Below are 25,763 nucleotides of genomic sequence, written 5' to 3' on the forward strand. Positions count from 1 at the left end.
GTAATCACCATCTTATTGAAATACTTTCTTAAATTGTTTTCCTATTGCATCTTGTTCTTTCTCAACTGTTTTCCAGTCAATATGTAATACTGGAATCTCTTCTACATTCGGTCTATTTTCAGCTTTTATATCTTTTCTACCTGGCAATAAATACGCTTTAGAAACTTGTTTTTGTACATCATCTGATAATAAATAATCAATAAACTCTTTTGCACCTTCTACATTTTTACTACCCTTCATAATGCCTGCTGCACGTGGACTAATAACTGTTCCGCTTTTTGGATATACGATATCAACCGGTTCACCCTTAGCTTTTGCACTGTACGTCATATAATCAACACCCGCAATTACCATATCTTTCGCACCTGTTACAACTGGGTCTAACGCTTCTTGGTTTGCCCCCGCTACTGTACCTTCATTTTTCTTAAGTTGTTCAAATAATTTCCATCCATCTTGTCCATTCTTTTTCACATATCCTGTTACAAAGTCTAAAGCTGAACCTGAAAGTGCTGGATCTGGAAGATTCACTTTTCCTTTCCATTCTCCTTTCGTTATATCGCTCCAATCTTCAGGTGCTGTTTTCACATTTTTTGTGTTGTACACAATTCCTAATGCGGAAGCACTATATCCGAAATAATGTCCTTTATCATCTGACCATTCAGAACGTAGCTTATCAGCTTGTTTCGCTTCTTTATAAGGTAACGTTTGACCATCTTTCTTTAGTCCTTCCATCGCTGGTAAAGAAGCGAGTACGACAACGTCAACGACTGGATTTTTCTTTTCAGCTTCCATTCTCGCTAAAATCTTACCTGTTGTTCCTTGAAACATTTCCACTTTTATACCGGTTTTCTTTTCAAAGTCCTTTTGAATTTTTTCTGCTAATCCTTTCGGTCCTGCACTATATACAACAATTTTCTTTTCATTAGAATTTTTATTTTTTGCATCTGCACTACCTGTCTTTGAACTACAACCTGTTACTACAGCTGAAAATAGTAAAGTACATACAAATAAAGACTTAAGCGAACTGAATTTCTTCATACGACTCTCCCCCTATATGATGAATACATTTTTTTGGTACATATAACGATACCGGTTTACCGACGCTTAGCTTACTATTGTGATAAGCTGTCCATACACCGAGTGTCCCCATGTTTACTTTCACTTCATAACGTTCTCCTACATATGTAACGTGCTGAATTTCACCTGTATACGTATCGCACACTTCATTTTTTGCCCAGTTCACGTGCTCTGGACGAACCATTTGTTTATTCTCTACAAGCCAATTTGCCTTACCAACAAACTTTGCAACAAATTCATGAGACGGCTTCACATAAATATCTTCTGGCGTTCCTTTTTGTAATACTTCTCCTTGTTTCATGACAATAATTTGATCTGACATTGACATAGCTTCCGTTTGATCATGCGTTACATACAATGCCGTTAAGCCAATAGAATGAACGATATCCATAAGCTCTAAGCGCATTTCTTCACGCAAAATTGCATCGAGTGCACTAAGCGGTTCATCAAACAAAATAAAATGAGGTTTTGTTACAATTGCTCTAGCAAATGCAACACGTTGCTGCTGTCCACCAGAAAGTTCGTGTGGATATCTTTTCTCCATACCTTGTAAACGAACTCGTTTTATCGCATCTTCTACCTTTTCTCGTAAATGATTCGTTTGCTTTGTAGCCCTTAATCCAAATGCAACATTTTCAAACACAGTCATATGCGGCCATAAAGCAAAATCTTGAAATACCATACCGATATTCCGTTCATGAGGAGATGTTTTTATTTTTTTCGCACCAGAATACATACACTTATCTCCAAAATATATTTCACCTTTATCCGGCTCTTCAAGCCCTGCAATCATTCTAAGTAAAGTCGTTTTTCCGCATCCAGAAGGTCCTAAAAGTGTGGTAAATTCCCCTTGTTTCATGACAATTTGCAGTGGTTTTAACGCCTGTGTTTGTCCAAATGTCTTTTCTAATCCGTGAATTTTAATATCCATTGTTTCACCTCTCTCCCCTCATTCTTAACCTGCTTTCATTCTATATGGAGGATTTATACTGAATGTTAATGTACTGTAAAGATTAAATTAAAAAACTTCTAATAAACTATTTATTTCTATAGATTTTTTCTATAGTTAAAATAAAAAAGGCGGGCAATTCATAATGAATATCTTAAAATTAGAAATTGTAGTGCTTATTAAGAAATACAAAAAGCTTACGATTGTTGCAGAAAAACTTGGCGTGAAACAACCTACTATTACATTTCATATAAAAAGCTTAGAAGAGGAACTCGGTGTGTCTTTATTTGAATTACGTTCCGGAAGGTATTTCTTAACAGAGGCTGGCGAGGCATTGCATCATTATGCTTGTAAAATAGATGCACTTATGAAAGAAGCTAGGCGGGTCACACAAGAGTTTAAAGATTTTCATAAAGGTGCTATAACAATCGGTGCTAGTTATGTACCAGCGACTTATCTTTTACCAGAAGTTGTTCACCAATTTCAATGCGAATTTCCTAATATAAAAATAACACTCATGGTAAAACCAGCTCCTGAAATTCGAATCATGCTACAAAATCATGAAATTGATCTCGGAGTAATTTCTGCTGCACCATTTGATGAACCACTTTTAAAACAAACGAATGTAATGCCTGATACACTTGTTCTCGCTTTTTCCAAAGAACATCATTTCGCTAAAAAGACAAATGTATCATTACAAGATATCGAAAAAGAACGTATATTATTGCATCGTAATCCATCTACAACGAGAGATTTACTTACACAATGGACACTAGCACATAACATCACATTCCAATCTGAAATTGAACTAGATTCATTAGAAACGATGAAACAAATTTTAAAATACGGGAATGGCGTCGCTTTTATTTCTAAACTTGCTATTGAACAAGAAATACAGCGAAATGAGCTATGCTATATACCAATTCCAAGATTTGAATTTCAGCGTAACATTTATACGATTCATCATGAGGACAGATGGAATTCTAAAATCATTTCTTTTTTACTACATAACATCATTTCTTTCGCAGCCAAAAATTAAAAGGCTGTCGTTATACACGACAGCCTCTTAAACTAAAACTCTATTTATTTTTCTTCGCCTCAATTTTTGCTTGTGCCTCTTCAGCCTTATCTAATGCTTCTGAAACTTTTTTCTCTTTTTCTTTCACTTCATCTATACTATCGACAGCTTTAATAAGTTTATCGATTCCTTCTTCTTCTACTTTTCTCCGCTTTGCCACTCTTTCATTTACTTTCTCTTCCACATCTTTTGCTTTTTGAAGCATATTCTCTGCATTTGATTTTACAGCTTTTTCAAGTTCATCATCTTTTTTCTTTTGTAACACTTCATTTGCAATATCTTTCGCTTCTAAATACTTACCGTCTTTTAATGCTGTTGCTCCGTGATCCATTATCTCGGCAATTTCTTTATATGATTTCGCTTCATTTCCTGATTTCTCTTTTTCTGCTTTTTCGAACCACATTGTTGCATCACTATATTTTTCATCTTTCAATGATTGCATACCTGTTTCAATATACGTGTCATAATTGCTACATCCAGCCATTACAACTAACAGAAAAAGCATAACAAAACTTATTTTTTTCATGATGTTTTCTCCTTTTCTTTGTCTGCTCACTTTACTGTAACATACATGAAAAAGAGTTTCAAAAACTAAAATACTAATTTGGTCATTTTTTATCATTAAGTCAAATTTTCTTTTAGGCTGACACATCCACTTGCTTTTTTGCTACATGCTTCTTCACTCCAACTAAAACAACTAACAATAATCCTCCGCCTATTGTCATCATAACAATGCTAGTCGGTAACATATCTAATAATAATCCATATACAATCATACCAAGCGGTGCAATGGCAGTAGCAATTGTTTCAAGCAAACCGAAAACGCGGCCTAAATAACTTGGATCTGTCGTCTTTTGCAAATGTACTTGCATCGGGATATTTACAGCCATCATTGATATACCCGTTAAAATCATAAAAGCAATATAGTACATAAAACTTACTACTTTCGGAATGGTAACTAACAATGGGAAGACTGTACATAAACTTAAACCCGCAAATAAAAACAGCCCAATATAAACAGAGCGAAACGGATTATTCACTTCTTTACGTACTGATAATGCAATCGCACCAATTAGCATCCCGACTGCTAACATTCCCTCTACAACACCGAGTTGCTTCGAGGATAAATGCAGGTTTTGAATAATAATAAATGGTAGTGAAACGAACAGTGCACTTGCAAAAAAGTTTACCCATAGCCCTATTTTCATTAAACCATATATTTCATGCTGTCTTTTTATATATGAAAAACCTTCTTTTATACTCATCAAGAAATGCTCTTTACTTTCAACCATTTCTTTTTTATATAAATCAAATACGATAAATAATTGTACAATTACCGCTAAAAAGAATGTAATACTATTTAACAGAAAGAACGACTTAATTGAAAAGAAACCAAATACAACTCCGCCAATAATTGGTGCTAAAATATTCGATAATGATGCTGCAGTCTGGTTCAAAGCACTCGCTTTTTGAATACGCTCCTCATCTACTAAATTAGGAATAGACGAAGTTAATGCTACAGAATAAAAACTTGCACAAATTGATAATAATGCCGCTGATACATAAATAAACAGTAGTGATGGCCCAAAAGTAGTTGCAAGAATAAACATAATAAGCATCGTTAAACTACTTAATAAATCTGTGCCAATGACAAGCCATTTTCGATTGACGCGGTCAGCTACAGCACCTGCAATTGGGCCACAGATCATTCTTGGTATTGATCCGCAAATAAGAGTAGTTGCAAACCCCATTCCTGAACCAGTTGTCTTTAATACGTATAACCCCATTGCAAACGTATAAATACCCGCCCCTAACAAGGACGTCATTTTTCCAATCATCATTAAAATAATATTTCTCGTTGCAATCTTCATTTTCCAATCATGTTGACCTATACTTACATCCCCCATTATGACACTCTCCCCTTAAAAGTTAAATTGTGTTAAACTTATTATATAATCAACTTTCCAATTTTTACAACAAAAAGTTTAATTGTGTTTAACTTTTAAATTATAAAGGAGCATATAATGGCTACTCTCGGTGCAAAAATTAAAACGTTACGAAAAGAAAAAAAGCTTACTCAAACTGATTTAGCAGGTTCAGAACTGACAAAAAGTATGCTAAGCCAAATTGAAAACGGAAAAGCTACACCTTCCATGAAAACATTACAATATATTGCTGAAAAACTTGGATGCGAAACGAGTTTTTTACTAGAAGATGATGATGTGGAAACGATAGAACTCATTCAACAAATGGAACAACTAATAAAAGCAAATAAGTACGATGAAGTATATGAGATCTTACTACCTATCGTTCAAAAAGAGCTACCTCCTACTTTGAATACCGCTCGTTTATATAAACAATTTGTAACAGCTGCGGCTAAAATGAAAGATTACAATATTGAACATTACGTGGAAAAGGCTACTTCTATTTTTGAAAAATATACGTTATACCGGGAAAGTACGGAAACAAAATTAAAATTATCCTTTACGATATTCACACGTAAAAAGTATGCTGAATGTTTACAACTCATTGCTAGCATCCGAAATGACTATGAAGAGAAACATTTAGAAATGGATCTCATTATACATATCGAGTTATATTTATATGAGGCGATTATTTTTCTTGCATATGGTAATTACGAACAATGTGAAAGTGTCATTTTAGATGCACTTGCATTTTCAAAAAAACATCAAGTGTATTATAAAACAGATGAATTTTACCGTATTTTATCTTACCAAAAAGTCCTAACGGCTGATAAAGAACAATATTTACATTACATAAAAAAATCAGAGCAATTTGCCATTTTTACAGAAGATACTTTATCTGCAGCGGTTATTAATCTTTTAAAAGCTTACTACTACAACACAATTACTCATGAATATACTATTGCATTAGAACATGTAGAACAATTTCGAGAAAAACTAAAAGATGAGCGAATTTTTCAAGATGATGGATCGTATTATCTTGAAAAAGGAAAAGCTTTGTATGGTTTAAAACAATACGAAGAAGCTTTAAAAACATTACAACGTGCTATCATACCAGATTATATAAACCATCCACTTGATCACGCACGGCTTACAACAGCTGGGGCATATCGTGCTCTTTGTTATGTCAAACTTAATGATAAAAAAAGAGCTCTTGAAGAAGTAACAGAAGCATATGAAATCGTACAGTCCTATCCTGATTCCATCTTCACTTCATTTATTAAAGAAACATTACAAATAATACAAAAACTTTAAGAATGTCTCGAAATGGTATATTATTCCTCTTTTTTAGCAAAGATAATAATGATGGGAGGAATATAAATGAATATTCAACGTGCAAAAGAGCTTTCTGTGTCAGCGGAACATGCCAATGTCAGTTTTCAAGGCATGCCTGTTATGATTCAACACGTCGACGAAAGCAACGAAACCGCCCGCATATATGAAGTAAAAAATCCAGGTCGCGAATTAACTGTTCCAGTTAATAGCTTAGAGGAAATATAAGAAACGCCACTTCAATTTTTTGAAGTGGCGTTTTTCTTTCTTTAGATTATTTATTATAAATTTCTTCTATCTTCTATTTTACATGGGATGAAAAAATTAGAATTTTCTACTTCTTTTCTTTTTGTGACCTGCTAAAATACAAACTATGGATGAATTATTCGTACTATACATTAAGGAGGAAAGACAATGAAATCTGATTTAGAAAAAAACAAACCTTATTATGCAGTTATATTCACTTCTAATTTATCAAATGATACAACAGATTATAGTACCGTTGCCGAAACAATGGAGGAACTTGCGAAACAGCAACCTGGATTTTTAGGTGTAGAAAGTGCACGAGATAATTCGGGCCTCGGCATTACAATCTCTTATTGGGAATCACTTGAAGCAATTGAAAATTGGAAAAAGAACGCCTTACATAAAGAAGCGAAAAAAAGAGGCCGTGAGCAATGGTATGAAAACTTCCACTTGCGTATTTGCCTTGTAGAGAAAGAATACAAGTTTCAAAGAGAAATTTTGTAATGATGAAGAAAAAATTAGCTCTCGTTGTTTCACATGAAATATATGGTGTAAATGATCATATGCATCATGTAATTGACCACTTCACTTCATCTCAAATAGATGTATTTTGCCCGAATCTTCTAAAATTACAACAGGCATTTCATTATAATAATGAAGAAAAAGCATACCAATATTTTATGAACCACATTGGATTTGATGGTGGAAAAAAGCAAATTGAGGAACTCATTCATAGCCTTTCCAATCGTTACGCACATATTGGACTTATCGGCTTTAGCGTTGGAGCTACCATCTCATGGCTATGTAGTAACAATCCAAAACTAGATTTTATTATTGGATGTTACGGCTCTCGTATACGTGATTATGTTCACATGAAGCCTGCATGCGCTACATTACTGATTTTTCCTGAAAAAGAAATTAGTTTTTCAGTATCCTCCTTAACGAAAACATTACAGCAACAAGATAATCCTTTATTAGAAATAAAACAACTACAAGGTGAGCATGGATTTTTAAATCCATACACTGAAAAATATAACGAACACTCTACAAAACAAGTATACAATTTAATAGATTCATTTCTTATGAATGCACTCTTATAAAGGAGGTTCTAATGCCCCTTACATTACTCTTACTTATTTTCATAATCATTGCCTTTATATCAGCGCTAACTCTCATTTTTATAACAGTTAAAAATGAGAAATTTTTAAAACGTCCCTATTCACAATCCATTATCGTTTGTATTTTATTTTTGACAAATTGGGTACTATATGTAACAACTTTTTATTCGTTACTCCCCAAGAAAATGAGTGAGTTCATATTTTTACCCATTTGGTTTTTCCTTTGCATTTTAGGATTTATCGTCTTCTGGCGCGAATGGAGAAATAATCGTGTGTTCTCGATATGTATCGGTTTTCTTTCTTTTATTAGTTTTCTATTCGGAGTGTTGTTGTTAGTTCTTTCAGGAATGTAAAAGAAAAGGAAGAAAAGCACGACATCAACTTTTCTTCCTTCTATCTTTACCTTTAGACTTCACTGTCACTGATTCACAAGGTGTATAATAAATTTGAGGTGTCGCCTTATCAACAAACATCATAAACGTAATAAAGCCGATAATAAAGAAAATAAACAACGTTAACAATATTGCTCCTATCGTTAAAAGTATCATAACACCACCCCTATATATTTCTTATTATTACATCTTTCGCTATTATATAAGCCGAATCCTTTCTAGAAAAAGAAACGTAACAAAATAATCACAATCACTCCAGTTAATACGGTTCCTAATAGACTACGAGTATAGATTGCGACAAGAAATGTTGGAATTGCGGCGATAAGATAATCCCACTGCATCGTCTCATGCATAAATAATACTTGTGCTAAAAGTGCTGCTAATATCGCAATTGGTATGTAATTTAACCATTTTAAACCCCAGTCTGGAATTTGTATTTTACTAAATACGAGAAGAGGCAAAATACGCGGAACGAGTGTGACAGCTCCTGCCGCTAGTAATAGTAATAATACATCTAATCTCATTTCCATTTTTCAATCAGCACTCCAATCGTCGCAGCTAGTAATGTTGCAATAATAACTGCTATACTATCTGGCATAAATAAGTGTGAAACGTATGCGATAATAATCGCTACAATTGCTACACTGAGATGAATTGCTAGTTTCGGTTTACTACTTATTAGCTGAAGTACAAATAATCCGATAAACATCGCTGGTAATGCATAATCCATCCCGTACGTATGAGGGTCTGGTATCCACTCACCAAAAAGCCCCCCGATAACTGTAGCAAGAATCCAATTTAAATACGCTGTTACATTAAGGCCCATCATCCATTTCTCGCCTAAATATCCTTTTTGCGCTGCTTGTTGCACTGCAACGCCGAAAGTTTCATCTGTAATTTGCGAACCAATTATTACATTTTTAAAAAGAGGTATCTTCGTGAAGTAAGGCGCAAGTGCCGCACTCATTAATAAGTGACGTAAATTAACAAAGAACACGGTAAAAATAATTGCTGAAGCTGGGGCACCTGCTGCATACATCCCCGCTAATATAAACTGAGCAGAACCTGCGTAAATTAATGTGGACATAAAGGCGATTTCTATGACCGAAAAACCTGCTGTTTTCGCAATAACACCAGCTGCTATACCAATGCTCAAATATCCAAATACAGTTGGTAAACAATCCTTTACACCTTGCTGAAATGAATCATCGCTCTGCAGTGTCATATGTGCTTGAGCTTTATTCACCATTATCTCCCTCCATTTCTTCCATCGTGCGTTTGCCTGTTACGACATGAACTAAATCTATGTTTTCACGCCATAATGTATCTAATTTATCAGCTCCAAACTCCTTCGTAATCTCTTCCACCATAATATCGTGCCGAACATACTCTGTAGCGACGAGTACTAAAGCTGGATCATACGTTGTCACCGCCCATGAAGTGCTATCATTTGAAAAGTTAGCAATTAATACTTCTTCCCCATCACGCGCGATAACAGTTAAATGACCTCCCATTCTCTTTTCAACGACGTGAGGTGTCATATAATTATGATGAAATGTCGCTCCTATTTTTGTTTCTGGAGCACCAAATAAAATGGAAAAAATATGTACGCCTTCCTCTTCCTTTTGATGAATGAACGGCTCAATCTCGTGCACTTGATCTTCCCATACTGAAATCCATAGCTCTTCTTTTGCTCTATTAATTATATTGCATATTTCTTTCAAAACACGATCATTTGAGCGAATATGCGAAATTACATCAATTTGCCGCTCTTGTTCTAAACAATTTAATTTCTGGTCTAAAAATGCAAAGGACTTTTCAAAGTCTTTTCGCATTCGATCCATTAATTCCGTAGCTGGCACTGGTACATATTTCACTGGTTCAGAAGGAACGATATGCACCGCTCCTTTATCCATCAACTTGCCAAGTACTTCATAAATCATCGAACGAGGTACCCCTGTTTGTTTACTCACTTCGTATCCTGTTACTGGGGAATGTTTTAATAATCCAATGTACGCTTTGCATTCATATTGGGAAAAACCTAGCTTTTGTAACTCTTTTATTATTTCATCCATCGGTAACCCCTCACAATCTACATAGCTCTCATTTGAAAACGATGCATTCATTTTATATTAGTAGTTATTACTATACCTACTAATATAAAAAAAGAAGACCTATAAAGTCAATTGATAATTCTGAAATTTTAACATAAAAGAAAAAGCCTTCTTATGAAAGGCATTTTCTACATAGTATTCCACTTATTTTAACAGCAAAGTATTTAATGAAGTCCCCTCTAAATGTTCACGCAAAGTTGAACCTGTATATTCTTCCCTAAATACACCCGCCTTCACAAATAACGGAATAACTTCACTAAAGAATAGATCCAATGATTTCTGAGGCCCACCTGGAATTGCAATAAATCCATCTAGTGCTCCTGCTTCAAATCTTTCCATAATTTTCCTGAATACATCTTGTGGTGTACCAATCGCAACCCAATGAGCAGAACCAACAACTTCTGGTCGTTCTAGTATTTGTTCAACAGTTGGTTCATTTTCAATGATGAAATTCCGTAATAATTCGGCATGTGTTTTACTGCGTACAGTTTGCTCTCTACTTGGCAACATATCTTCCTTTATCTTACTTTCTAGTGGAATTCCTCTAGCATCTAATCCGAGTACCATTTCAAGTAAAGCCAATCTCTTCTCCATTGTGAGATGTTGATGAGCTTGCCTATGCATCTCTAGCGCTTCTTCATATGTATCACCGATAAAGAAATACAATCCAGGTAATACCCGTACATCATCTTGCTTTCGGCCATGCTTTTCTGCTCTTCTTCTTAAATTTTGACGAAGTTCGATTCCTGATTCTATATCTGGCATCGCGGCGAAAATCGCATCCGCAACAGAAGCAGCGAAATTCCGGCCAGCCTCTGAAGCACCCGCTTGAAATAATGGCATTTCTCCTGAAATATGCTGCGGAATATTAAGTGGTCCTTTCACCTCAAAGTATTCACCACTGTGCTCAATAGGCTTTACCATCTCTCTAATGACTTCAGTGTTATCTACTTTCAAAACTTCATAAGGATGGCTTCTCCAAAGTTTCCTTACTAACTCTGTACATTCGGCAGCTTTCGCATATCGTTCCTCAGATGGCGGCATCCCTGTCTCACCAAAGTTTTCTGCACCATCAATGGATGTGACAATATTCCAACCTACTCGGCCATTACTAATCCAATTTAAAGATTGTAATTGCCTCGCAAGTATGTATGGTGGATAAAACGATGTGGAGGCAGTCGTAACCACTCCAATTTTTTCTGTTGCATACGCAATAGCAGTAAATAATAATGTCGGATCTAACATTACATTCCCCTTATTACGAGCGATTAAATCCGGGTGCGCCACTAAATAATCTGCTTTAAAAACAAAATCTAACTTAGCCTCTTCTGCCTGTAGTGCCAACTCTACTTGTTCATCTATCCCTGAATTAAACATACTCTCTTGTTCTTTCTTTCTAGAAATTAAACATAATCCAATGCAAAGTTTCTTTTTAGTAGACATAAATACACCTTCCCCTTCGTTTTTAATTCACCTAGTTAAACAATTGATACGACCATCACAACTTCCATTCTTATTAAACAACATAAAATGATAATGATTATCATTTTATGTTGTAACTGTAATAAAAGCAACCAAAAAAAGACTCCCCTTAACGGGAAGTCTCCTTTATCTCAATATTTCATTCGCTTCTTTTTCATAAATTTTATCAAATGAAGTCATAATACGCTGAGATGCTTGAATCATTTTTTGACTCGACATAAGATCTGCCATCTCTTTCGTCATATCTACATTTGAATTTTCTAGCATATGATTTTTTACTATTCCTGTTCCATTCGGTAAATTAGCAATATTTCCTTCTGCTAGTGTAAAGCTTTTGTTTTCACGCTGCACGAGACGAGCATTTGTTTCTGCATCTACTGTTTTTGTTTGCAACTGTGCAATTACGATTCTCTTAATATCTGGTTTTTGCAAAGTTCCCTCGTTAATTTCTCTATAAATTTCTCCATTATTAGATACGAAGAAATTCACATTTTCAGGAATACGAATACGTTCATTATTTACATCCATAACATATGCACCAGACGATGTTTGCAAATAACGATCACTATTTAATGTGAAGCTTCCATCTCTCGTTAAAAACGTTTCATCATTTTTAGATGTAACGAAAAATGATGATGTGCCTGCCGCACCGTCATCTAAAAAGAAATCTGTAGCACTATTTGTAATTTGTACATTTCCTTGTACTAAGTTCACATGCGTCGCAGCTGGTACTACAGCGTAATCGACCGAACCGATATTTGTCATAGCCCCATCTCCGCGGCGATATGTGTCTTGTACATCAAATACTTTAGAAGTCATATTTTCTGCTTTAAATCCTGTCGTTTGGGCATTTGCAACGTTATTCGAATGAACATTAATACGCTGCATGTAATTCATCATTCCCATAGAACCTATATAAAGACCGTTCATATTCCTTTGAATAAGGCAACCGCCTTATTCTTCACCTCTTTTCTTACGATGTTTGTAACATTTGTTTCGCTAAATGTTCAGCTGTAGCGATATGTATATGTTGCTTTACGTCTTGTCCGTCTGTCATTAATACAATTGGAGCTGATGAAACTGCTGGGATTTTCAACAATTCGCCACTACTTGCAGTTTCATCAAATTTCGTAAACACGATACCATCTATATGAATATCTTTAAAGTTCGTAATAATTTCAATCATATCTTTACTTTTCATAGAAGCTGATAACGTTAAACAAATATAATCTGGTTCTACTTGTCCCATCGTTTCAATCATTTCTTCTACTGTATCTGACGTACGATAATTTTTTCCGGCTGTATCTATTAAAATATAATCGACGCGTGCTTCTTCTTTAAAATACGTAAGTGCTCTTGTCATTGCCGCTTCATCACGCACAGCGATTACTTCTGATCCAATTGTCTTTACGTAACCTTGCAGTTGCTGTACTGTCCCAATGCGAGAGTGATCTGTCGTAATAAAGCCCACCGTTTTTTTCTTACCGTGAAATTGCCATGCCATTTTCGCAAGCGTCGTCGTTTTCCCAACCCCGGTTGGACCGATTAATGCAATTGTTTGTACTTCTTTTTCAAATACATTTTCAGTGTTGAAGTGAGACCTCATATCTTCCAATATATAGCCGATTACTTCTTCTTCTGTAATCATCGTTGCATTTTCAAACTTCACTTTTAACTTTTCAGCATATGCATGAATGAAATATTGTTCTACATCATTTTGTTCTAGCATCCGAATTACTTTTTGAATAATAAACGGTACAGATTCTTGATTTTCTTTCTTTGCAACTACTTCTTTTTTCTTGGCCGTAACGACTTGTTTCACAACTTTTTGCTTTTTCGTTACTTTCGTTTCTTCCGTCTGTTTCACCACGACGATTCCTTTTTCAAACAGCTTTAATAGCTTCTCTTTCTTTCTTGCCCATTCTTCACTATTTCCTGTTTGCATCGCCGCGTATGACATAGAAGTCGTTACGTTTTCTAAATTGTGCAGTACTGATTGAATTCCATTCGCCTTCACAATTTGTTCTGAAGGATCATTCACAACATCCATTAATTGTTCATGAAATTGTGCTGTTCCTTCATTCACTTCTTCCTGTTTATCCTCTGGAAAAGCAACTAACATTTCATAATCCTTTTTCCAAAAAAACGGGATATTTCGTTTTACACTTTCATCGACAACGTAATAATAATCTGTACCATATTGGTCAAATAACTTTCGATACAATTCATTTTTCGAAGCTGCTTTTATTCGCATTAACGCTTCTTTCTTTTCTGTACTTTCCATTACTTCACCCCCTACTATTCAATATAGGCAATTTGATCTACAACAATTTCTGGTGCTAATTCGCTAATACACAGTACTTGTGCTTCCACTTGATAACGTTCTAGCAGTCTTACAATCGCAAATCTGAAATCTTTTCTACGCGTTAATAACACTGGCTCTCTTCCCATTAAACGGGCTTGTTTAAAGACGCGCTGTACTTGCTCAATGACACGTGTTTCTAAATCTAAATCCCAGTTTAATAAGTAACCTTGATAGGAATTGTTCACAACATCCGCATCTAGCTCTATTGAATCAGAGAAAAGCGCCGCATAAATTTTCCCGTCCGGATTTTTCGCATTTTCACAAATAACTTTTGAAATACATTCACGGACGAATGCCGTTACACCATCAACATGATTTTGATACACTTCTTTTCCGTCAATAATACCTTCAATAATCGTTGGTAAATCACGGATTGAAATACCTTCTTTTAGAAGTTGTTTAATAACATTTTGAACGAGTGATAAATCGATTTCTTTCTTCTTAATCTCTTCTAATAAAACGCCATTATCATTTTCAAGCGAGTTAATTAAGTCTTTCACATGTTGACGCTGAATTAACTCATGAAGATTACGTCTAACGACAACATCTAAATGTGTAATTAATATACTAAGTGGCTCTAACACTTGATAGCCTTTCATTTGCGCATCTTGCACCATATGCTCTAAGATCCAATATCCATCTTCACCGAAGATTGGATCTTTCGCTGGTTCTGCATCTAGATCAGCCATTACGTTCGGTGTTTTTAGTGCTAATAAATAACCTGATTTTAAAACACCTTCAGCCGCCTTCGCACCTTTAATACGAATAATGTAACGACCACGTGGTCTAAAACTCGTATTATCTTTAAAGTTAATGCCAGGAACGTTAATACCAAGGTCAGTAATAATCGATTTCCTCATAAGAACAACTTTATCACGAGCTGTTTCCCCATTAATTTTCTGCTTTACAAGTGCCGCTAAATCTAAACCGAGTTCTACAATAATCGGATATTTATCTGTAAAAACTCCAAATGAATCTTCCACTTGTTGTAATTGCTCATCCTCGCCTTGAATCATTTCTAATTCTTTTTGGAGCTCGTCTTCTTTCTCTTTCTTTATTCGCTTTTTATTGCGAATTCCTAAGAAGATAATTGTTCCACCAACGAGAGCAAACGGTAGGAATGGTAGCGGAGTAAAAATACCCATTGCGATAAACAAACCACCGAGCGCATATACAACAACTTCATGCGCTAATAACTCTTTAAAGATTCCTTCCGTTACCGTATCCGGTGAACCATCAAATACACGCGTTACGATAATACCTGTTGAAATCGCAAGCATTAACGAACCGATTTGGTTTACGATTCCGTCACCGACAGTTAACTGTGTATAATGAAGAGCCGCATCTGCAAAGCTCATTCCTTGCTGCATCATTCCGACAATTAAACCGAAGATGATATTTACGAATAAAATGACAATCCCGAAAATAACGTCCCCTTTAATGAACTTCCCGGCACCATCCATCGCCCCGTAAAACTCTGTTTCCATATTTAACTTTTTTCGTTTTGCTTGTGCATCTTTTTCTGAAATAATACGCTGATTTAAATCCGCATCGATAGACATTTGTTTCCCTGGTAAAGAATCAAGTGTAAAACGAGCTGCTACTTCAGCAGTACGAGATGCACCGTTTGCAACGATAAACTGGAAAATGATTAAAACGATAAAAATAACGATACCAATTAATAAGTTTCCGCCAATTACGAACTGACCGAACTCTTCAATAACATGACCCGCATTTCCGTCTGTTAAAATCGCTCGCGTCGTCGAAACGTTAATCGATACGCGGAAAATCCCGATTAATAACAACATCGTCGGAAATGACTTTAATTCATCCCACTCGTTAATACTTGTAGCTCGCATATAAATAAGTACTGACATACTTAGTAGAAAAACGATAACGATATCAAGTATAAATGGTGGAAGTGGAATTAGGAGCGCCACAACGAATGACGCTGCTAAAAAGATAGAAAAATAGGTTCTTGCAGAATCCATCTTAAACAAAGAGATCCCCTCCAAACGCGCTATTATACTTCAAGTTCATTCGTTTGAATTAAATAGCGCATAACTTCAATTACAGCTACGTATAAATCTTCTGGAATCGTCTCATCTTCCTCGACTTGATAATATAAAGAACGAGCGAGCGGACGGTTTTCCACCATCGGTATTTCTTGTTCACGGGCAAGCGTTCGTATGTATAATGCGAGCTCATCTTCCCCTTTTGCAACGACAATTGGCGCCGCATCAACTTGTTTATTGTAACGAAGTACGACTGAAATATGCGTCGGATTATTTACAATAAACGTTGCACCATCCATCTTTTTCGCAATAGTCCCTTGCAAGATGGCATGCATAAAGTTTTTTCGTTTCCCCTTTACTTGTGGGTCCCCTTCATTATCTTTATGCTCTTGTTTTACTTCTTCTTTTTTCATCTTAATATCTTGCTCGTACTCCCACTTTTGATAAATGAAATCAATAATGGAAAGGACGATTAAAATAATTAAAATAGCTAAAAAGATAAATTTAATTTGCCTAATAATCTCAGTAAGTGACGCCGTCCAGTTAAATCCAATCATACTCACGATCTTCTCTAAGTTCTTTTTAAAAAGAACGTACGCAACGTAACCGATTAATCCCATATAAAACAGTGATTTCAAAATATCTACTAAACTTTTACGACTAAACAATCTCGTAAAATAGTTTTTCGGATTAATACGTGATGCTTTCGGCTTAATGACTTTAGAAGAAAATAAGAAACCGACTTGAATCATATAATTAAATAAATGAAAAGCATATACGAGTATTAATATAGGAGCTGATACTTTTAGTAGCAAAATCCCCATTAAATAAAAATACTCGGTCGAATCTGTATTTTTTCCGATTTGATCAAACAGCACCGCTACAGAATTGGCAATCTCAAACCCTAGCCAATCTCCGAAAAAATAAACGACAACTGCTAATACGAGAATAGAAAATAAATTATTTAAATCTTTACTCCGGGCGATATTCCCTTCTTCACGCGATTTTTTACGCTTCTGCGGGGTGGCCTTTTCTGTTTTATTATCCTTTGCCATACGCGTCCCCCTACTTCGTTAAGAAAAAGTTAAATAGTGTCGTATACTCTTCCAGTAATACATCTGTCATATTTTTAAACACATAACCGAGCATTGGTACGCTCATCGCAATAAATAAAATACCACATGTAATTTTAATGACGAATGCATTCATAAAAATATTTAATTGCGGTGCATTTTTTGCGATTAAAATTAGGACGAAATTAATAATGAATAAGCTTCCCATAAGCGGCAAAGCAATTTCGACCGCTGATGTAATCGCAAATAATAATGTGGCAAGTAGACTATCTAAAAAACTAGTCGTCAACAATTTTGAAATCGCCTCTGTATATTGAAACGACTTTAAAATCGTGGCAACGAAATAGTTAATGCCGCCAAGTGAAATAAAAATAATGAGAAAAAATATATCGAAAATTGTTGATAGTAAAGTAGACTGTGACCCTGCGTTTACATCAAACAAACTTGCCTGTGATAAACCGATATCAAAGTCTAAAATATGTCCGGCCATTTTCGGAATGTTCCACAGCATTTCTACAATTTTTGCAAGGGATAATCCAATTACAATTTGCGTTGCTGCATAAGCTGCGACGTCCCAAACTGTCTTTATGTGAGAGACATCAACTTGATCGGCCACTGTAATCGAAAGACCAAGTCCAAATGTAACCTTTGCCATTGCAGGAATCGACCGTCCTGAAAAGAAAGGTAAAAAATATAAAAATGAAGTAATACGGCAAAACGCAAAAAACGTCGCCGCCCATAATTCCATATTCATTTCAGTTCACCTATCTTAGTACGAACGCAATAGCGATGGAATTTTATCAAATAAATCTAAAATAAGTGTCGTTAACTCTTGAAACATCCACGGACCTAAAATGATAATAACGAGCACTATACTCGCCATTTTCGGTAAAAACGTCAACGTTTGCTCTTGAATTTGCATCATCGCCATAATGACAGCGATGATAATAACGACAATCATACTTACACCGGCAACCGGCATTAAAATCATAACCCCTTTATAAAAAAAGGTTTGAAAAATATCTATAATTGGTGACGTATTCATTTATATGACTCCTATCACATAGCATCAAACGCTTCAGGCGACCGTTTTAAACATTATATCGACGATTTTTGTATATCCACCTAAATATACGAAAACGAGTATTTTAAACGGTAAACTTAAAATCATCGGCGGTACCATCATCATCCCGAGGTACATTAAAAGTGTACTAATAATCAAATCTATAAATACAAACGCTAAATAAATGAACATCCCCGTTAATAATCCTTTTTGAATTTGCGTTAACGTAAAGGATGGTACGAGCGTAAATAATGAAAGGTCTTTCAAATCTTTCGGCAACTCTTCACCGCGTACTTTCAGCATCATTTTTAAATCATGCTTATACGTATGCTTCGCCATGTAATCTTTCATAATTGGAGCTGTCGTCTCCGCAGCTTGACTTACAGTTATTTTTTCTTTCGTCATCGGATCCCACACATCACTCTTTAACTGACCTAACACCGGTTGCATCGTAAATAGTGATAAAAACAAAGCAAGTCCAACAAGCACTTGGTTTGGTGGTAAGTTCATTACCCCAAGTCCTTGACGAGTTATTCCAAGAACGATCATAAAATAAGTAAAATGCGTAAATAAAAGAACGATAGAAGAAGATAATGATAGAAGGGTAACGAGTGCAAATAACTGTACACTTGAATTACTCGTAAACTCTTTTCCATTTTCGAAATTAATAAAACCGTTCGGGGCTGCATACGCTGGATTTACAAAAATAATTGAAAAAACGATAGAAAATACGAAAATAACGGCTAATAATGATAACTGTTTCTTTATTCTCATGATGGATCCTCTACTTTTTTCGTTTCACTCTTCACCGCGTCTTCTAGCGCTTGTTGAAACTGATTTCCTGTTCCTGTTAATTGCACAGACTGCACTCCGTTATTACTAATAACAGTGAATACTTGCTTGCCATCCACTTCAAATAAAAAAGCACTCGTTTGATGATTTAAATATACACCGTCTTTTACTTGAATATGGCCATTTTCACCTTGCTTAAAAAACTGCTGTTTGCGCGTCTTTTTCGTCATATAATATGCACCGTAACCGAGTGCACCAAACAGTAAAACGACTTGAAATAAGGTCGTCATATACGACATATGACTCCTCCTCTACTCTTTATCTTGCATTTGACTTTGCGCCTTCATAAGCGCAGCTTGCTTCTTATCAGCTTCAATTTCAGAAATAATAATGCCGAACTTCTCATCCATTACGATTGCTTCACCGATGCCGACCTTCATATTACTTAAATACACATCTACTTTATGTCCTAAGTTTTTCTCTACTTCAAGAACATCGCCAACTTTTAATTGCTTCACATCACCGAGCGTAATAGATGACTTCCCAAGCTTTACACCAAGTTCAATCGAAATATCTGAAACAGTATCTATATGTGCTTTACTCACTTCATTTCGTTTCCCTGCAAAATCTTCTAATCCCATTAAGGACACAGGAGATACTTCATGCTTCATATGGATCCTCCTACTCTACAAAACTTTTAAATAGGAGCGCCTTACGCGTTCCATCTTTCCCAATAAAACAATTAAATTTATGCTTTCCATCTACATAACCAAGTAATTCATCCGAAACTTTCGTATGAAGCGGAATAATATCGCCTTCTTCAATTTGTTCAATGTCACTCATTGTCATTTTCTGCTCACCAATCGCAACATGAACAGGTTTGTACACTTGATTTACTTTCACTTCCACTTCAGACGTATACTTTTTACGTTTATCTGAAGAATGTTCGACAATATTTTCAGACGTTAATTTATCCATAATTTCTTCAACAGATAAGAATGGAATCCCGATACGCACCGTCGTATTCCAAAAATCTGTTTTCATATTTACGTTCAGTAATGAAATTATATCGCTCGCTGTCGTAATCTTTAATGCATTCGGATCTGTCTCCGTCGTTACAAACTTCGGTTCAATCGCAACAACACTTTCAAATGATTGCTCTAAATTTTTACAAAGAAGCAAGAATATATTATCAAGCGTTAAAAACTCAAACGCCGTTAGCGGTCTGCGCATCGTAAAGTTACGCTTACTATCCCCACCAAGCCAACATTCATGAATATAAATAACAAATGCTAAATCAATCTCAATAACAATTTCTCCAAGCTCTGGTAAACCGAGATCAATTACGCAATATAAATAATAATCTTTCGGCATTTTCTCCACATACTCACTCGTAAATGGAACTTGCTCAACTGTTGAAGGCTCTAACTCAATCGGAATACGCATACGCGCTGACAACGTCTGTGACGTCTGTTTTCCAAACGTAGAAGCAATCGCTTGCAAACTACGTAAATGCTCCACACCGAACTTCTCTGGTCTATTAAAATCATACTCTTGAAATTTCTCTTGCTTCCCTGCTTCTTGTGCAAAAGCTGGCATTTCCTCGCCTTCATTTACCGCCTTCAGCAGGGCATCAATTTGCTCTTGGCTTAATTTTTCGCCACTCATGACAATCCCCTTCCCTACCTTTTCAATTCAACGATTTCAACGTACATCTTCCCGTTTTTCGTCAAAATCTTTCCGGTTCCAATCTCTTCATTCTCAAGCATAAGACGCACCGTATTTTTCGTTGAATTTTCAAGACGATACAATGTACCTTTCGTAATATGAAGCAAATCTTCAATTTTCTTTTTCGTATTTCCGATTTCAAAATAAATTGTTAACGGAATATCATCTTGTAATTTCAAATCTAGCCAACTCCCATATCATGTTCACGAAAATTTCATGTTCTCTCTATATATGAAACTTCTTATTTTGAAACGTCGATATTTAATATTTTTTTAATATATCCTTGCGTTTCTTTAAATGGTGGTACGCCTCCGTACTTTCTCACATTACCAGGACCAGCATTATAAGAAGCAAGCGCCAATACTAAGTCACCGTTATTTTTCTTTAAATAACCGCTTAACTCTTTCACGCCGCCTTCAATACTTTCAGCTGGTGAAAATGGATTCTTCACACCCATCTCCTTCACATTCGCTGGCATAAGCTGCATAAGCCCCATCGCACCTGCATGTGACACCGTTTTCGGATTAAAATTAGACTCTACTTCAATCATTTTTTGAATTAACGTTTTCGGAATTCCATATGTACGGCTAACGCGATCAATAATATCCTCATACTTCCCTTCATTGGAAGAACGTATTTTTTGAATATTATACTTCTTCGTTAATTCCCACGTATCAACAGCCTCATTTTTCGTTTCTGGGAAACGTCGTTCAAACTCTTTTTGCGCGACTTGCACTTCATCTGCTTTCTTCGTTTCAGCCTTTTCTTCAGGCTTACTCACTTCCTCTACTTTATGAATAGATTGTTCCGGTTTAGTAACAACCGTTTCTATTTTCGTAGATTGTACCGGCTGACTCATATCTTCTATGTTTGCCGGCTGCGTAGTACCCTTCGTCTCCTTTGCAGGTTCACTCTGCAACTTCTCTTGAAAACGACTACTAACGAATGCTTGCGGACTACTTAGCTTTTGCTGAATTTGTCCTTTCTTATATGCAAGCACTTCTTTTACTATATTTCCAACTACCATAATATCACCTTTTCGGTAAACAAAGATAATCTAATATTAGAGTTTTTTTTTAAAGTTTGCAATAATCCTTTTAATAATTATGTAATAAAAAAATGAATATATTGTTAAACTGTTATTTTTTTATATTTATTAATTCGAATTTTTAGTTGACACCCGTTGTAGCAAGGATTACAATAAATCTCGAAATTGATTTTTTCGCATATTACCGTTTTTCAATTTGCAGAAAAGTCAATATAAAAAAATGGGGGTTTCTTAACATGAGAATTAATACAAACATTAACAGCATGCGTACTCAAGAGTACATGCGCCAAAACCAAACAAAAATGAGCAACGCTATGGACCGTTTATCAAGTGGTAAACGTATCAACAACGCTTCTGACGATGCAGCAGGTCTTGCAATCGCAACTCGTATGCGTGCACGTGAAAACGGTTTAGGAGTAGCTGCTAACAACACACAAGACGGTATGTCATTAATCCGTACAGCTGACTCAGCTTTAAACTCTGTATCTAATATCTTACTTCGTATGCGTGACATCGCTAACCAATCTGCGAACGGTACGAACACTAGCGATAACCAAAAAGCATTAGACAAAGAATTTTCTGCATTAAAAGAACAAATCGATTACATTTCTAAAAACACAGAGTTTAACGATAAGAAATTATTAAATGGCGATAACAAATCTATTGCTATCCAAACTCTAGATAACGCTGATACAACGAAACAAATCAATATTAATCTAGCTGATTCATCTACTTCAGCTTTAAATATTGATAAGTTATCTATCGAAGGAACTGGTAATAAAACAATCACACTTACAGCAGCAGATATTGCTAAAGATAAAACAAATATTGATGCTGTAGGTACTGCTAAAACAGCATTAGCTGGGTTAACTGGTACTCCAGCTGCAGCAGCAATTAATTCAGCAGTTGCTGACTTTAAAACAGCATTTGCTAAAGCTGACAAAAACTTAATGAGTGATGCACAAATTAAATCTGTTACGGATGCAATTACAGCTTTCGAAGCTGATGCTACTCCAGATCTTACAAAAGCTAAGGCAATCGGAACTGCTTATACTGCACCTGCAGCTGGTGATATTACAAAAGCTTCACCAAACGCTTCTGAAGCAATTAAATCAATTGATGCTGCATTAGATACAATCGCTTCAAACCGTGCAACTCTAGGTGCTACATTAAACCGTCTTGACTTTAACGTAAACAACCTAAAGAGCCAATCTTCTTCTATGGCTTCAGCTGCTTCTCAAATCGAAGACGCTGACATGGCGAAAGAAATGTCTGAAATGACTAAGTTCAAAATCTTGAACGAAGCTGGTATCAGCATGCTTTCTCAAGCAAACCAAACTCCACAAATGGTTTCAAAATTATTACAATAAGCCATTTGAGTTAGTTTCATGAATAAACCTCTCTGCTTGCGGAGAGGTTTATTTTTTCTATATAGATAGATTAAAGCTTCCCTTTTAGCTTAAAGAGAGGCTCTAGCCATATTTAGGTGCGGTCAGAGCTTATATTGACCCCGTCTCATGTATGAAAACAAAAAGATAACGTAAGCATAGGCCTTTTTATCGTTTCATAGCTGTTTATTTGCTTTAGAACACTAACTATATAAATCTATAAGGAGTGTCTATTATGCGTATTGGTACGAATGTTTTGAGTATGAATGCTAGGCAGTCGTTGTATGAGAATGAGAAACGTATAAATGTTGCGATGGAGCATTTGACGACTGGTAAGAAGTTGAATAACGCTTCCGATAATCCCGCTAATGTTGCGATTGTGACTCGTATGCATGCGAGAGCAAGTGGTATGCGCGTGGCAATTCGTAATAATGAAAATGCGCTATCGATGCTTCGCACAGCAGAAGCTGCCCTTCAAACTGTTACGAATATTTTGCAGCGTATGCGTGATTTAGCTGTTCAATCTGCGAACGGTACAAATTCAAATAAAAACCGTGATTCACTAAATAAAGAGTTTCAATCTTTAACAGAGCAAATTAGCTATATTGGTGAGACAACTGAGTTTAATGATTTACCCGTATTTGGCGACCAAAACCGTCCTGTTACATTAGACGATATCGGTCATACAGTAAATCTAACGAAACATATTCCCCCTTCCCCTACACAACATGACATCAAGATTTCAACAGAACAAGAAGCAAGAGTGGCGATTCGTAAAATTGAAGAGGCATTGCAAAATGTATCACTTCATCGTGCTGATCTTGGGGCTATGATGAATCGTTTACAGTTTAATATTGAAAATTTAAATAGTCAAAGTATGGCCCTAACAGATGCTTCTTCTCGAATTGGAGACGCGGATATGGCGCAGGAAATGAGCGATTTTTTAAAGTTTAAATTGTTAACTAAAGTTGCGCTCAGTATGGTTTCACAGGCTAATCAAATACCGCAAATGGTTTCTAAATTACTACAATCGTAAACATTCATCTTCCTTTTTTGGAACGATTCCACACAAAACAAAAGGGAAATACATATAAACTATGTATCTCCCTTTTATTTTGTACCCAAATTTTATTACTGTGTTACAGTCATAACCTGTCCACTACGATCAACCATAATTTTCATTTTACCGTCTTGTGCGTTATATAACCCTAATTTATGCAAATCTTGTTTACATTCTTTTACGAAGTAAGGTAATGTACGAATTTGATCGATATCAGAGCTCGTAATGAAATGAATTAAATGATGCGTCATTTCTTTTATATCATGAACAAGTTCTTCCTTTTCACGCTTTAGTCGTTCATTTTCAGCTCGTAATACATGTAATTCGCCTTCGAGACCACGTACGTTCTTTTCATTTTCCGAACGCCCAGCAGCCATGCTTGAAAGCTTATAAATGCCTTCCATAAACTGTTGGAGTTCATCTTCTTTTCTTTCACTACATTGACTAATTGTTTCAAAATTATCAACGATACCAGATATAACTGTTACAAGGCTTTTTTCATTCTCTGTATTTTGAACTTCTTTTCTTACTTCTTGCTTGTTTTCTTTTTTCATTTCAACGATTTGTTCTTTTACGGGTGTATATTTTCGCTTTCGTCCTGGTTTTTGTTTTTCAATATTTTCAAACGGTATTTCACGTTTTTTCAATTTATAATACGTATTTTGCAATTGACTTTCTGTTTTCGGAAAAAGATTTAGTTCATTTTTACTAACGTATTTTGAAATATTTAAAATGTTTAAACCGTGACGTTGACAAAATTGATACACTTCATACAGTAACTCTAGCTCAGACTTCAGCCATGTAATTGTTGATTTTTCATAAGCTCGCATACCGCCCTGTTTTTCTATATCTATTTGGAATAAAACCATTCTATTATATAAATCGACTAACTCTTCATACTCCACTCGGAATTGTTTCTCTATTTTTTTAAATTCCGTTTCTAATTTCATATCATTCATTTTATTATTTGACATGTTTTGTAAAAGTTTTAATACATTGATTGCTGTGTGGTGATACATAATCTGTGCCACTCCCCCTCATCCTTTCACAATTCTCATCTGACTCCCATGTCTTTTAAGAAATAGCAATTTTTACATATCCATATTATAACATTTCGAAATTGTCTGTCAAATAATTAACATACAAAAACGTATGGAAAGTGTAAAAAAGAAAGAGTATTTTTTAATTAATATGCAATTATACATATTAATTACATATAATTATATTATATGGTATTTTTAATATATTTTCACCGAAAAAGTTTGCGCTACCACGAAATATTACTAACATAAACCCAAATACGTTCTCTTATATTTTTAAACAAAAAAACGTTACTTATTAATTAAACCAATTGAAAATCTCGAAATAGAGACGATTCTTACAACCACAAATACTCCTTCTACCTGTACAGCGTATAGAATACTAAAAAGGAACTAGCCAGTACTACTATAATGGCTAGCTCCTCTATTCCAGCTAAATAGAAAAGATTTGTACACCGCCTCTTCTATAACTATCTCA

30 protein-coding genes are annotated in these 25,763 nt (G+C 35.4%); 8 read left to right on the forward strand and 22 right to left on the reverse strand.

What is annotated here, in order from left to right; genetic code table 11:
* Nucleotides 1-12: 12 nt before the first annotated feature.
* Nucleotides 13-1,038: an ABC transporter substrate-binding protein gene (locus tag JDS95_RS06420; protein ID WP_000714709.1), complete on the reverse strand. Its 1,026-nt coding sequence runs from the start codon at nucleotides 1,036-1,038 to the stop codon at nucleotides 13-15.
* A complete protein-coding gene (locus JDS95_RS06425) occupies nucleotides 1,016-2,008 on the reverse strand; it encodes an ABC transporter ATP-binding protein (protein WP_000351785.1) in 993 nt (330 codons plus the stop codon). The genes JDS95_RS06420 and JDS95_RS06425 overlap by 23 nt, the downstream gene beginning before the upstream one ends.
* Nucleotides 2,009-2,171: 163 nt before the next feature.
* On the opposite strand from JDS95_RS06425, the gene JDS95_RS06430 reads away from it, so the two are divergent.
* Nucleotides 2,172-3,065: a LysR family transcriptional regulator gene (locus JDS95_RS06430; protein WP_144467527.1), complete on the forward strand. Its 894-nt coding sequence runs from the start codon at nucleotides 2,172-2,174 to the stop codon at nucleotides 3,063-3,065.
* A 40-nt stretch (nucleotides 3,066-3,105) separates the two neighbouring features.
* Here JDS95_RS06430 and JDS95_RS06435 read toward each other — a convergent pair whose 3' ends face one another.
* The gene (locus JDS95_RS06435) at nucleotides 3,106-3,630 is read right to left on the reverse strand and encodes a COG3014 family protein (protein ID WP_000723949.1); all 525 of its coding nucleotides are present in this window, start codon (nucleotides 3,628-3,630) and stop codon (nucleotides 3,106-3,108) included.
* A 112-nt stretch (nucleotides 3,631-3,742) separates the two neighbouring features.
* Nucleotides 3,743-5,011 carry an MFS transporter gene (locus JDS95_RS06440; protein WP_000503120.1) on the reverse strand — a complete coding sequence of 423 codons (1,269 nt, stop codon included), beginning with the start codon at nucleotides 5,009-5,011 and terminating at the stop codon, nucleotides 3,743-3,745.
* Nucleotides 5,012-5,128: 117 nt separating this feature from the next.
* Here JDS95_RS06440 and JDS95_RS06445 point away from each other — a divergent pair, with 117 nt between their 5' ends.
* The 5 genes from JDS95_RS06445 (at nucleotide 5,129) to JDS95_RS06465 (ending at nucleotide 8,078) form a co-directional block, all read left to right on the forward strand.
* Nucleotides 5,129-6,343 carry a helix-turn-helix domain-containing protein gene (locus JDS95_RS06445; RefSeq protein WP_000212333.1) on the forward strand — a complete coding sequence of 405 codons (1,215 nt, stop codon included), beginning with the start codon at nucleotides 5,129-5,131 and terminating at the stop codon, nucleotides 6,341-6,343.
* A 66-nt stretch (nucleotides 6,344-6,409) separates the two neighbouring features.
* Nucleotides 6,410-6,589 carry an H-type small acid-soluble spore protein gene (locus tag JDS95_RS06450; protein ID WP_001025738.1) on the forward strand — a complete coding sequence of 60 codons (180 nt, stop codon included), beginning with the start codon at nucleotides 6,410-6,412 and terminating at the stop codon, nucleotides 6,587-6,589.
* A 186-nt stretch (nucleotides 6,590-6,775) separates the two neighbouring features.
* On the forward strand, nucleotides 6,776-7,111 hold the full coding sequence (locus JDS95_RS06455) for an antibiotic biosynthesis monooxygenase family protein (RefSeq protein ID WP_000834000.1): 336 nt from the start codon (nucleotides 6,776-6,778) through the stop codon (nucleotides 7,109-7,111).
* A 2-nt stretch (nucleotides 7,112-7,113) separates the two neighbouring features.
* Nucleotides 7,114-7,707, forward strand: coding sequence for a dienelactone hydrolase family protein (locus JDS95_RS06460; RefSeq protein WP_033657381.1), 594 nt, complete (start codon nucleotides 7,114-7,116; stop codon nucleotides 7,705-7,707).
* A gap of 11 nt (nucleotides 7,708-7,718) precedes the next feature.
* Nucleotides 7,719-8,078 carry a hypothetical protein gene (locus JDS95_RS06465; RefSeq protein ID WP_001131598.1) on the forward strand — a complete coding sequence of 120 codons (360 nt, stop codon included), beginning with the start codon at nucleotides 7,719-7,721 and terminating at the stop codon, nucleotides 8,076-8,078.
* 24 nt (nucleotides 8,079-8,102) lie between these two features.
* On the opposite strand, the gene JDS95_RS06470 is transcribed toward JDS95_RS06465, so the two are convergent.
* The 17 genes from JDS95_RS06470 to JDS95_RS06550 all read right to left on the reverse strand — a co-directional run bounded on the left by JDS95_RS06470 (nucleotide 8,103) and on the right by JDS95_RS06550 (nucleotide 21,776).
* A complete protein-coding gene (locus tag JDS95_RS06470) occupies nucleotides 8,103-8,273 on the reverse strand; it encodes a DUF3951 domain-containing protein (RefSeq protein WP_000602233.1) in 171 nt (56 codons plus the stop codon).
* A 62-nt stretch (nucleotides 8,274-8,335) separates the two neighbouring features.
* Nucleotides 8,336-8,647, reverse strand: a complete 312-nt coding sequence (locus tag JDS95_RS06475; protein WP_000425939.1) for an AzlD domain-containing protein — start codon at nucleotides 8,645-8,647, stop codon at nucleotides 8,336-8,338.
* Nucleotides 8,638-9,366 carry an AzlC family ABC transporter permease gene (locus tag JDS95_RS06480; RefSeq protein WP_000247290.1) on the reverse strand — a complete coding sequence of 243 codons (729 nt, stop codon included), beginning with the start codon at nucleotides 9,364-9,366 and terminating at the stop codon, nucleotides 8,638-8,640. Before JDS95_RS06480 ends, JDS95_RS06475 begins: the two co-directional genes overlap by 10 nt.
* Nucleotides 9,356-10,192 (reverse strand): TrmB family transcriptional regulator, encoded by an 837-nt coding sequence (locus tag JDS95_RS06485; RefSeq protein WP_000343347.1) that lies wholly within the window; start codon nucleotides 10,190-10,192, stop codon nucleotides 9,356-9,358. Before JDS95_RS06485 ends, JDS95_RS06480 begins: the two co-directional genes overlap by 11 nt.
* A 183-nt stretch (nucleotides 10,193-10,375) precedes the next feature.
* Entirely contained in the window at nucleotides 10,376-11,674 is a 1,299-nt protein-coding gene (locus tag JDS95_RS06490; protein ID WP_000104861.1) for an NtaA/DmoA family FMN-dependent monooxygenase, read from the reverse strand.
* A gap of 165 nt (nucleotides 11,675-11,839) precedes the next feature.
* On the reverse strand, nucleotides 11,840-12,643 hold the full coding sequence (locus tag JDS95_RS06495; RefSeq protein WP_001013924.1) for a flagellar basal-body rod protein FlgG: 804 nt from the start codon (nucleotides 12,641-12,643) through the stop codon (nucleotides 11,840-11,842).
* Nucleotides 12,644-12,686: 43 nt separating this feature from the next.
* Entirely contained in the window at nucleotides 12,687-13,997 is a 1,311-nt protein-coding gene (gene flhF / locus JDS95_RS06500; protein WP_000446161.1) for a flagellar biosynthesis GTPase FlhF, read from the reverse strand.
* A 14-nt stretch (nucleotides 13,998-14,011) separates the two neighbouring features.
* A complete protein-coding gene (flhA, locus tag JDS95_RS06505; protein WP_000475625.1) occupies nucleotides 14,012-16,078 on the reverse strand; it encodes a flagellar biosynthesis protein FlhA in 2,067 nt (688 codons plus the stop codon).
* Nucleotides 16,079-16,101: 23 nt separating this feature from the next.
* The gene (gene flhB / locus JDS95_RS06510) at nucleotides 16,102-17,148 is read right to left on the reverse strand and encodes a flagellar type III secretion system protein FlhB (RefSeq protein ID WP_001030092.1); all 1,047 of its coding nucleotides are present in this window, start codon (nucleotides 17,146-17,148) and stop codon (nucleotides 16,102-16,104) included.
* Nucleotides 17,149-17,158: 10 nt separating this feature from the next.
* Nucleotides 17,159-17,920, reverse strand: coding sequence for a flagellar biosynthetic protein FliR (locus JDS95_RS06515; RefSeq protein WP_001055699.1), 762 nt, complete (start codon nucleotides 17,918-17,920; stop codon nucleotides 17,159-17,161).
* A gap of 15 nt (nucleotides 17,921-17,935) precedes the next feature.
* Nucleotides 17,936-18,211, reverse strand: a complete 276-nt coding sequence (locus JDS95_RS06520; RefSeq protein ID WP_001098085.1) for a flagellar biosynthetic protein FliQ — start codon at nucleotides 18,209-18,211, stop codon at nucleotides 17,936-17,938.
* 33 nt (nucleotides 18,212-18,244) lie between these two features.
* Nucleotides 18,245-19,003 (reverse strand): flagellar type III secretion system pore protein FliP, encoded by a 759-nt coding sequence (locus JDS95_RS06525; protein ID WP_001220581.1) that lies wholly within the window; start codon nucleotides 19,001-19,003, stop codon nucleotides 18,245-18,247.
* On the reverse strand, nucleotides 19,000-19,320 hold the full coding sequence (locus JDS95_RS06530; RefSeq protein WP_000121176.1) for a hypothetical protein: 321 nt from the start codon (nucleotides 19,318-19,320) through the stop codon (nucleotides 19,000-19,002). Before JDS95_RS06530 ends, JDS95_RS06525 begins: the two co-directional genes overlap by 4 nt.
* 12 nt (nucleotides 19,321-19,332) lie before the next feature.
* Nucleotides 19,333-19,692, reverse strand: coding sequence for a flagellar motor switch protein FliN (fliN, locus tag JDS95_RS06535; protein ID WP_000680016.1), 360 nt, complete (start codon nucleotides 19,690-19,692; stop codon nucleotides 19,333-19,335).
* 10 nt (nucleotides 19,693-19,702) lie between these two features.
* Complete coding sequence (fliM, locus tag JDS95_RS06540; RefSeq protein WP_000012359.1) at nucleotides 19,703-20,689, reverse strand: flagellar motor switch protein FliM; 987 nt, start codon at nucleotides 20,687-20,689, stop codon at nucleotides 19,703-19,705.
* A 14-nt stretch (nucleotides 20,690-20,703) separates the two neighbouring features.
* Nucleotides 20,704-20,928 carry a flagellar motor switch protein FliN gene (locus JDS95_RS06545; protein WP_000775712.1) on the reverse strand — a complete coding sequence of 75 codons (225 nt, stop codon included), beginning with the start codon at nucleotides 20,926-20,928 and terminating at the stop codon, nucleotides 20,704-20,706.
* A 62-nt stretch (nucleotides 20,929-20,990) separates the two neighbouring features.
* Nucleotides 20,991-21,776, reverse strand: a complete 786-nt coding sequence (locus tag JDS95_RS06550) for a lytic transglycosylase domain-containing protein (RefSeq protein WP_088055374.1) — start codon at nucleotides 21,774-21,776, stop codon at nucleotides 20,991-20,993.
* A 257-nt stretch (nucleotides 21,777-22,033) separates the two neighbouring features.
* On the opposite strand from JDS95_RS06550, the gene JDS95_RS06555 reads away from it, so the two are divergent.
* Together JDS95_RS06555 and JDS95_RS06560 are read left to right on the forward strand one after the other, a co-directional pair.
* Nucleotides 22,034-23,167 (forward strand): flagellin N-terminal helical domain-containing protein, encoded by a 1,134-nt coding sequence (locus JDS95_RS06555; protein WP_070172956.1) that lies wholly within the window; start codon nucleotides 22,034-22,036, stop codon nucleotides 23,165-23,167.
* A 253-nt stretch (nucleotides 23,168-23,420) separates the two neighbouring features.
* Nucleotides 23,421-24,221, forward strand: a complete 801-nt coding sequence (locus JDS95_RS06560) for a flagellin N-terminal helical domain-containing protein (RefSeq protein ID WP_199690338.1) — start codon at nucleotides 23,421-23,423, stop codon at nucleotides 24,219-24,221.
* A gap of 95 nt (nucleotides 24,222-24,316) precedes the next feature.
* On the opposite strand, the gene JDS95_RS06565 is transcribed toward JDS95_RS06560, so the two are convergent.
* Nucleotides 24,317-25,264: a DNA-binding domain-containing protein gene (locus JDS95_RS06565; protein WP_199690362.1), complete on the reverse strand. Its 948-nt coding sequence runs from the start codon at nucleotides 25,262-25,264 to the stop codon at nucleotides 24,317-24,319.
* Nucleotides 25,265-25,763: the final 499 nt, after the last annotated feature.

Origin of the sequence: Bacillus cereus group sp. N24 (assembly GCF_016483345.1) — a bacterium.
Taxonomy (GTDB): Bacteria; Bacillota; Bacilli; order Bacillales; family Bacillaceae_G; genus Bacillus_A; species Bacillus_A toyonensis.

Coding starts and splice junctions, on each gene's coding strand:
- flhB (WP_001030092.1), bottom strand. CDS start 17,148: ATGGCAAAGGATAATAAAACAGAAAAGGCCACCCCGCAGAAGCGTAAA.
- JDS95_RS06550 (WP_088055374.1), bottom strand. CDS start 21,776: ATGGTAGTTGGAAATATAGTAAAAGAAGTGCTTGCATATAAGAAAGGA.
- flhF (WP_000446161.1), bottom strand. CDS start 13,997: ATGGAAAGTACAGAAAAGAAAGAAGCGTTAATGCGAATAAAAGCAGCT.
- JDS95_RS06440 (WP_000503120.1), bottom strand. CDS start 5,011: ATGGGGGATGTAAGTATAGGTCAACATGATTGGAAAATGAAGATTGCA.
- JDS95_RS06430 (WP_144467527.1), top strand. CDS start 2,172: ATGAATATCTTAAAATTAGAAATTGTAGTGCTTATTAAGAAATACAAA.
- JDS95_RS06485 (WP_000343347.1), bottom strand. CDS start 10,192: ATGGATGAAATAATAAAAGAGTTACAAAAGCTAGGTTTTTCCCAATAT.
- JDS95_RS06490 (WP_000104861.1), bottom strand. CDS start 11,674: ATGTCTACTAAAAAGAAACTTTGCATTGGATTATGTTTAATTTCTAGA.
- JDS95_RS06520 (WP_001098085.1), bottom strand. CDS start 18,211: ATGAATACGTCACCAATTATAGATATTTTTCAAACCTTTTTTTATAAA.
- JDS95_RS06435 (WP_000723949.1), bottom strand. CDS start 3,630: ATGAAAAAAATAAGTTTTGTTATGCTTTTTCTGTTAGTTGTAATGGCT.
- JDS95_RS06515 (WP_001055699.1), bottom strand. CDS start 17,920: ATGAATATGGAATTATGGGCGGCGACGTTTTTTGCGTTTTGCCGTATT.
- JDS95_RS06530 (WP_000121176.1), bottom strand. CDS start 19,320: ATGTCGTATATGACGACCTTATTTCAAGTCGTTTTACTGTTTGGTGCA.
- JDS95_RS06450 (WP_001025738.1), top strand. CDS start 6,410: ATGAATATTCAACGTGCAAAAGAGCTTTCTGTGTCAGCGGAACATGCC.
- JDS95_RS06470 (WP_000602233.1), bottom strand. CDS start 8,273: ATGATACTTTTAACGATAGGAGCAATATTGTTAACGTTGTTTATTTTC.
- fliN (WP_000680016.1), bottom strand. CDS start 19,692: ATGAAGCATGAAGTATCTCCTGTGTCCTTAATGGGATTAGAAGATTTT.
- fliM (WP_000012359.1), bottom strand. CDS start 20,689: ATGAGTGGCGAAAAATTAAGCCAAGAGCAAATTGATGCCCTGCTGAAG.
- JDS95_RS06475 (WP_000425939.1), bottom strand. CDS start 8,647: ATGGAAATGAGATTAGATGTATTATTACTATTACTAGCGGCAGGAGCT.
- JDS95_RS06445 (WP_000212333.1), top strand. CDS start 5,129: ATGGCTACTCTCGGTGCAAAAATTAAAACGTTACGAAAAGAAAAAAAG.
- JDS95_RS06460 (WP_033657381.1), top strand. CDS start 7,114: ATGAAGAAAAAATTAGCTCTCGTTGTTTCACATGAAATATATGGTGTA.
- JDS95_RS06480 (WP_000247290.1), bottom strand. CDS start 9,366: ATGGTGAATAAAGCTCAAGCACATATGACACTGCAGAGCGATGATTCA.
- JDS95_RS06420 (WP_000714709.1), bottom strand. CDS start 1,038: ATGAAGAAATTCAGTTCGCTTAAGTCTTTATTTGTATGTACTTTACTA.
- JDS95_RS06465 (WP_001131598.1), top strand. CDS start 7,719: ATGCCCCTTACATTACTCTTACTTATTTTCATAATCATTGCCTTTATA.
- JDS95_RS06525 (WP_001220581.1), bottom strand. CDS start 19,003: ATGAGAATAAAGAAACAGTTATCATTATTAGCCGTTATTTTCGTATTT.
- JDS95_RS06495 (WP_001013924.1), bottom strand. CDS start 12,643: ATGAACGGTCTTTATATAGGTTCTATGGGAATGATGAATTACATGCAG.
- JDS95_RS06565 (WP_199690362.1), bottom strand. CDS start 25,264: ATGTATCACCACACAGCAATCAATGTATTAAAACTTTTACAAAACATG.
- JDS95_RS06425 (WP_000351785.1), bottom strand. CDS start 2,008: ATGGATATTAAAATTCACGGATTAGAAAAGACATTTGGACAAACACAG.
- JDS95_RS06560 (WP_199690338.1), top strand. CDS start 23,421: ATGCGTATTGGTACGAATGTTTTGAGTATGAATGCTAGGCAGTCGTTG.
- JDS95_RS06555 (WP_070172956.1), top strand. CDS start 22,034: ATGAGAATTAATACAAACATTAACAGCATGCGTACTCAAGAGTACATG.
- JDS95_RS06455 (WP_000834000.1), top strand. CDS start 6,776: ATGAAATCTGATTTAGAAAAAAACAAACCTTATTATGCAGTTATATTC.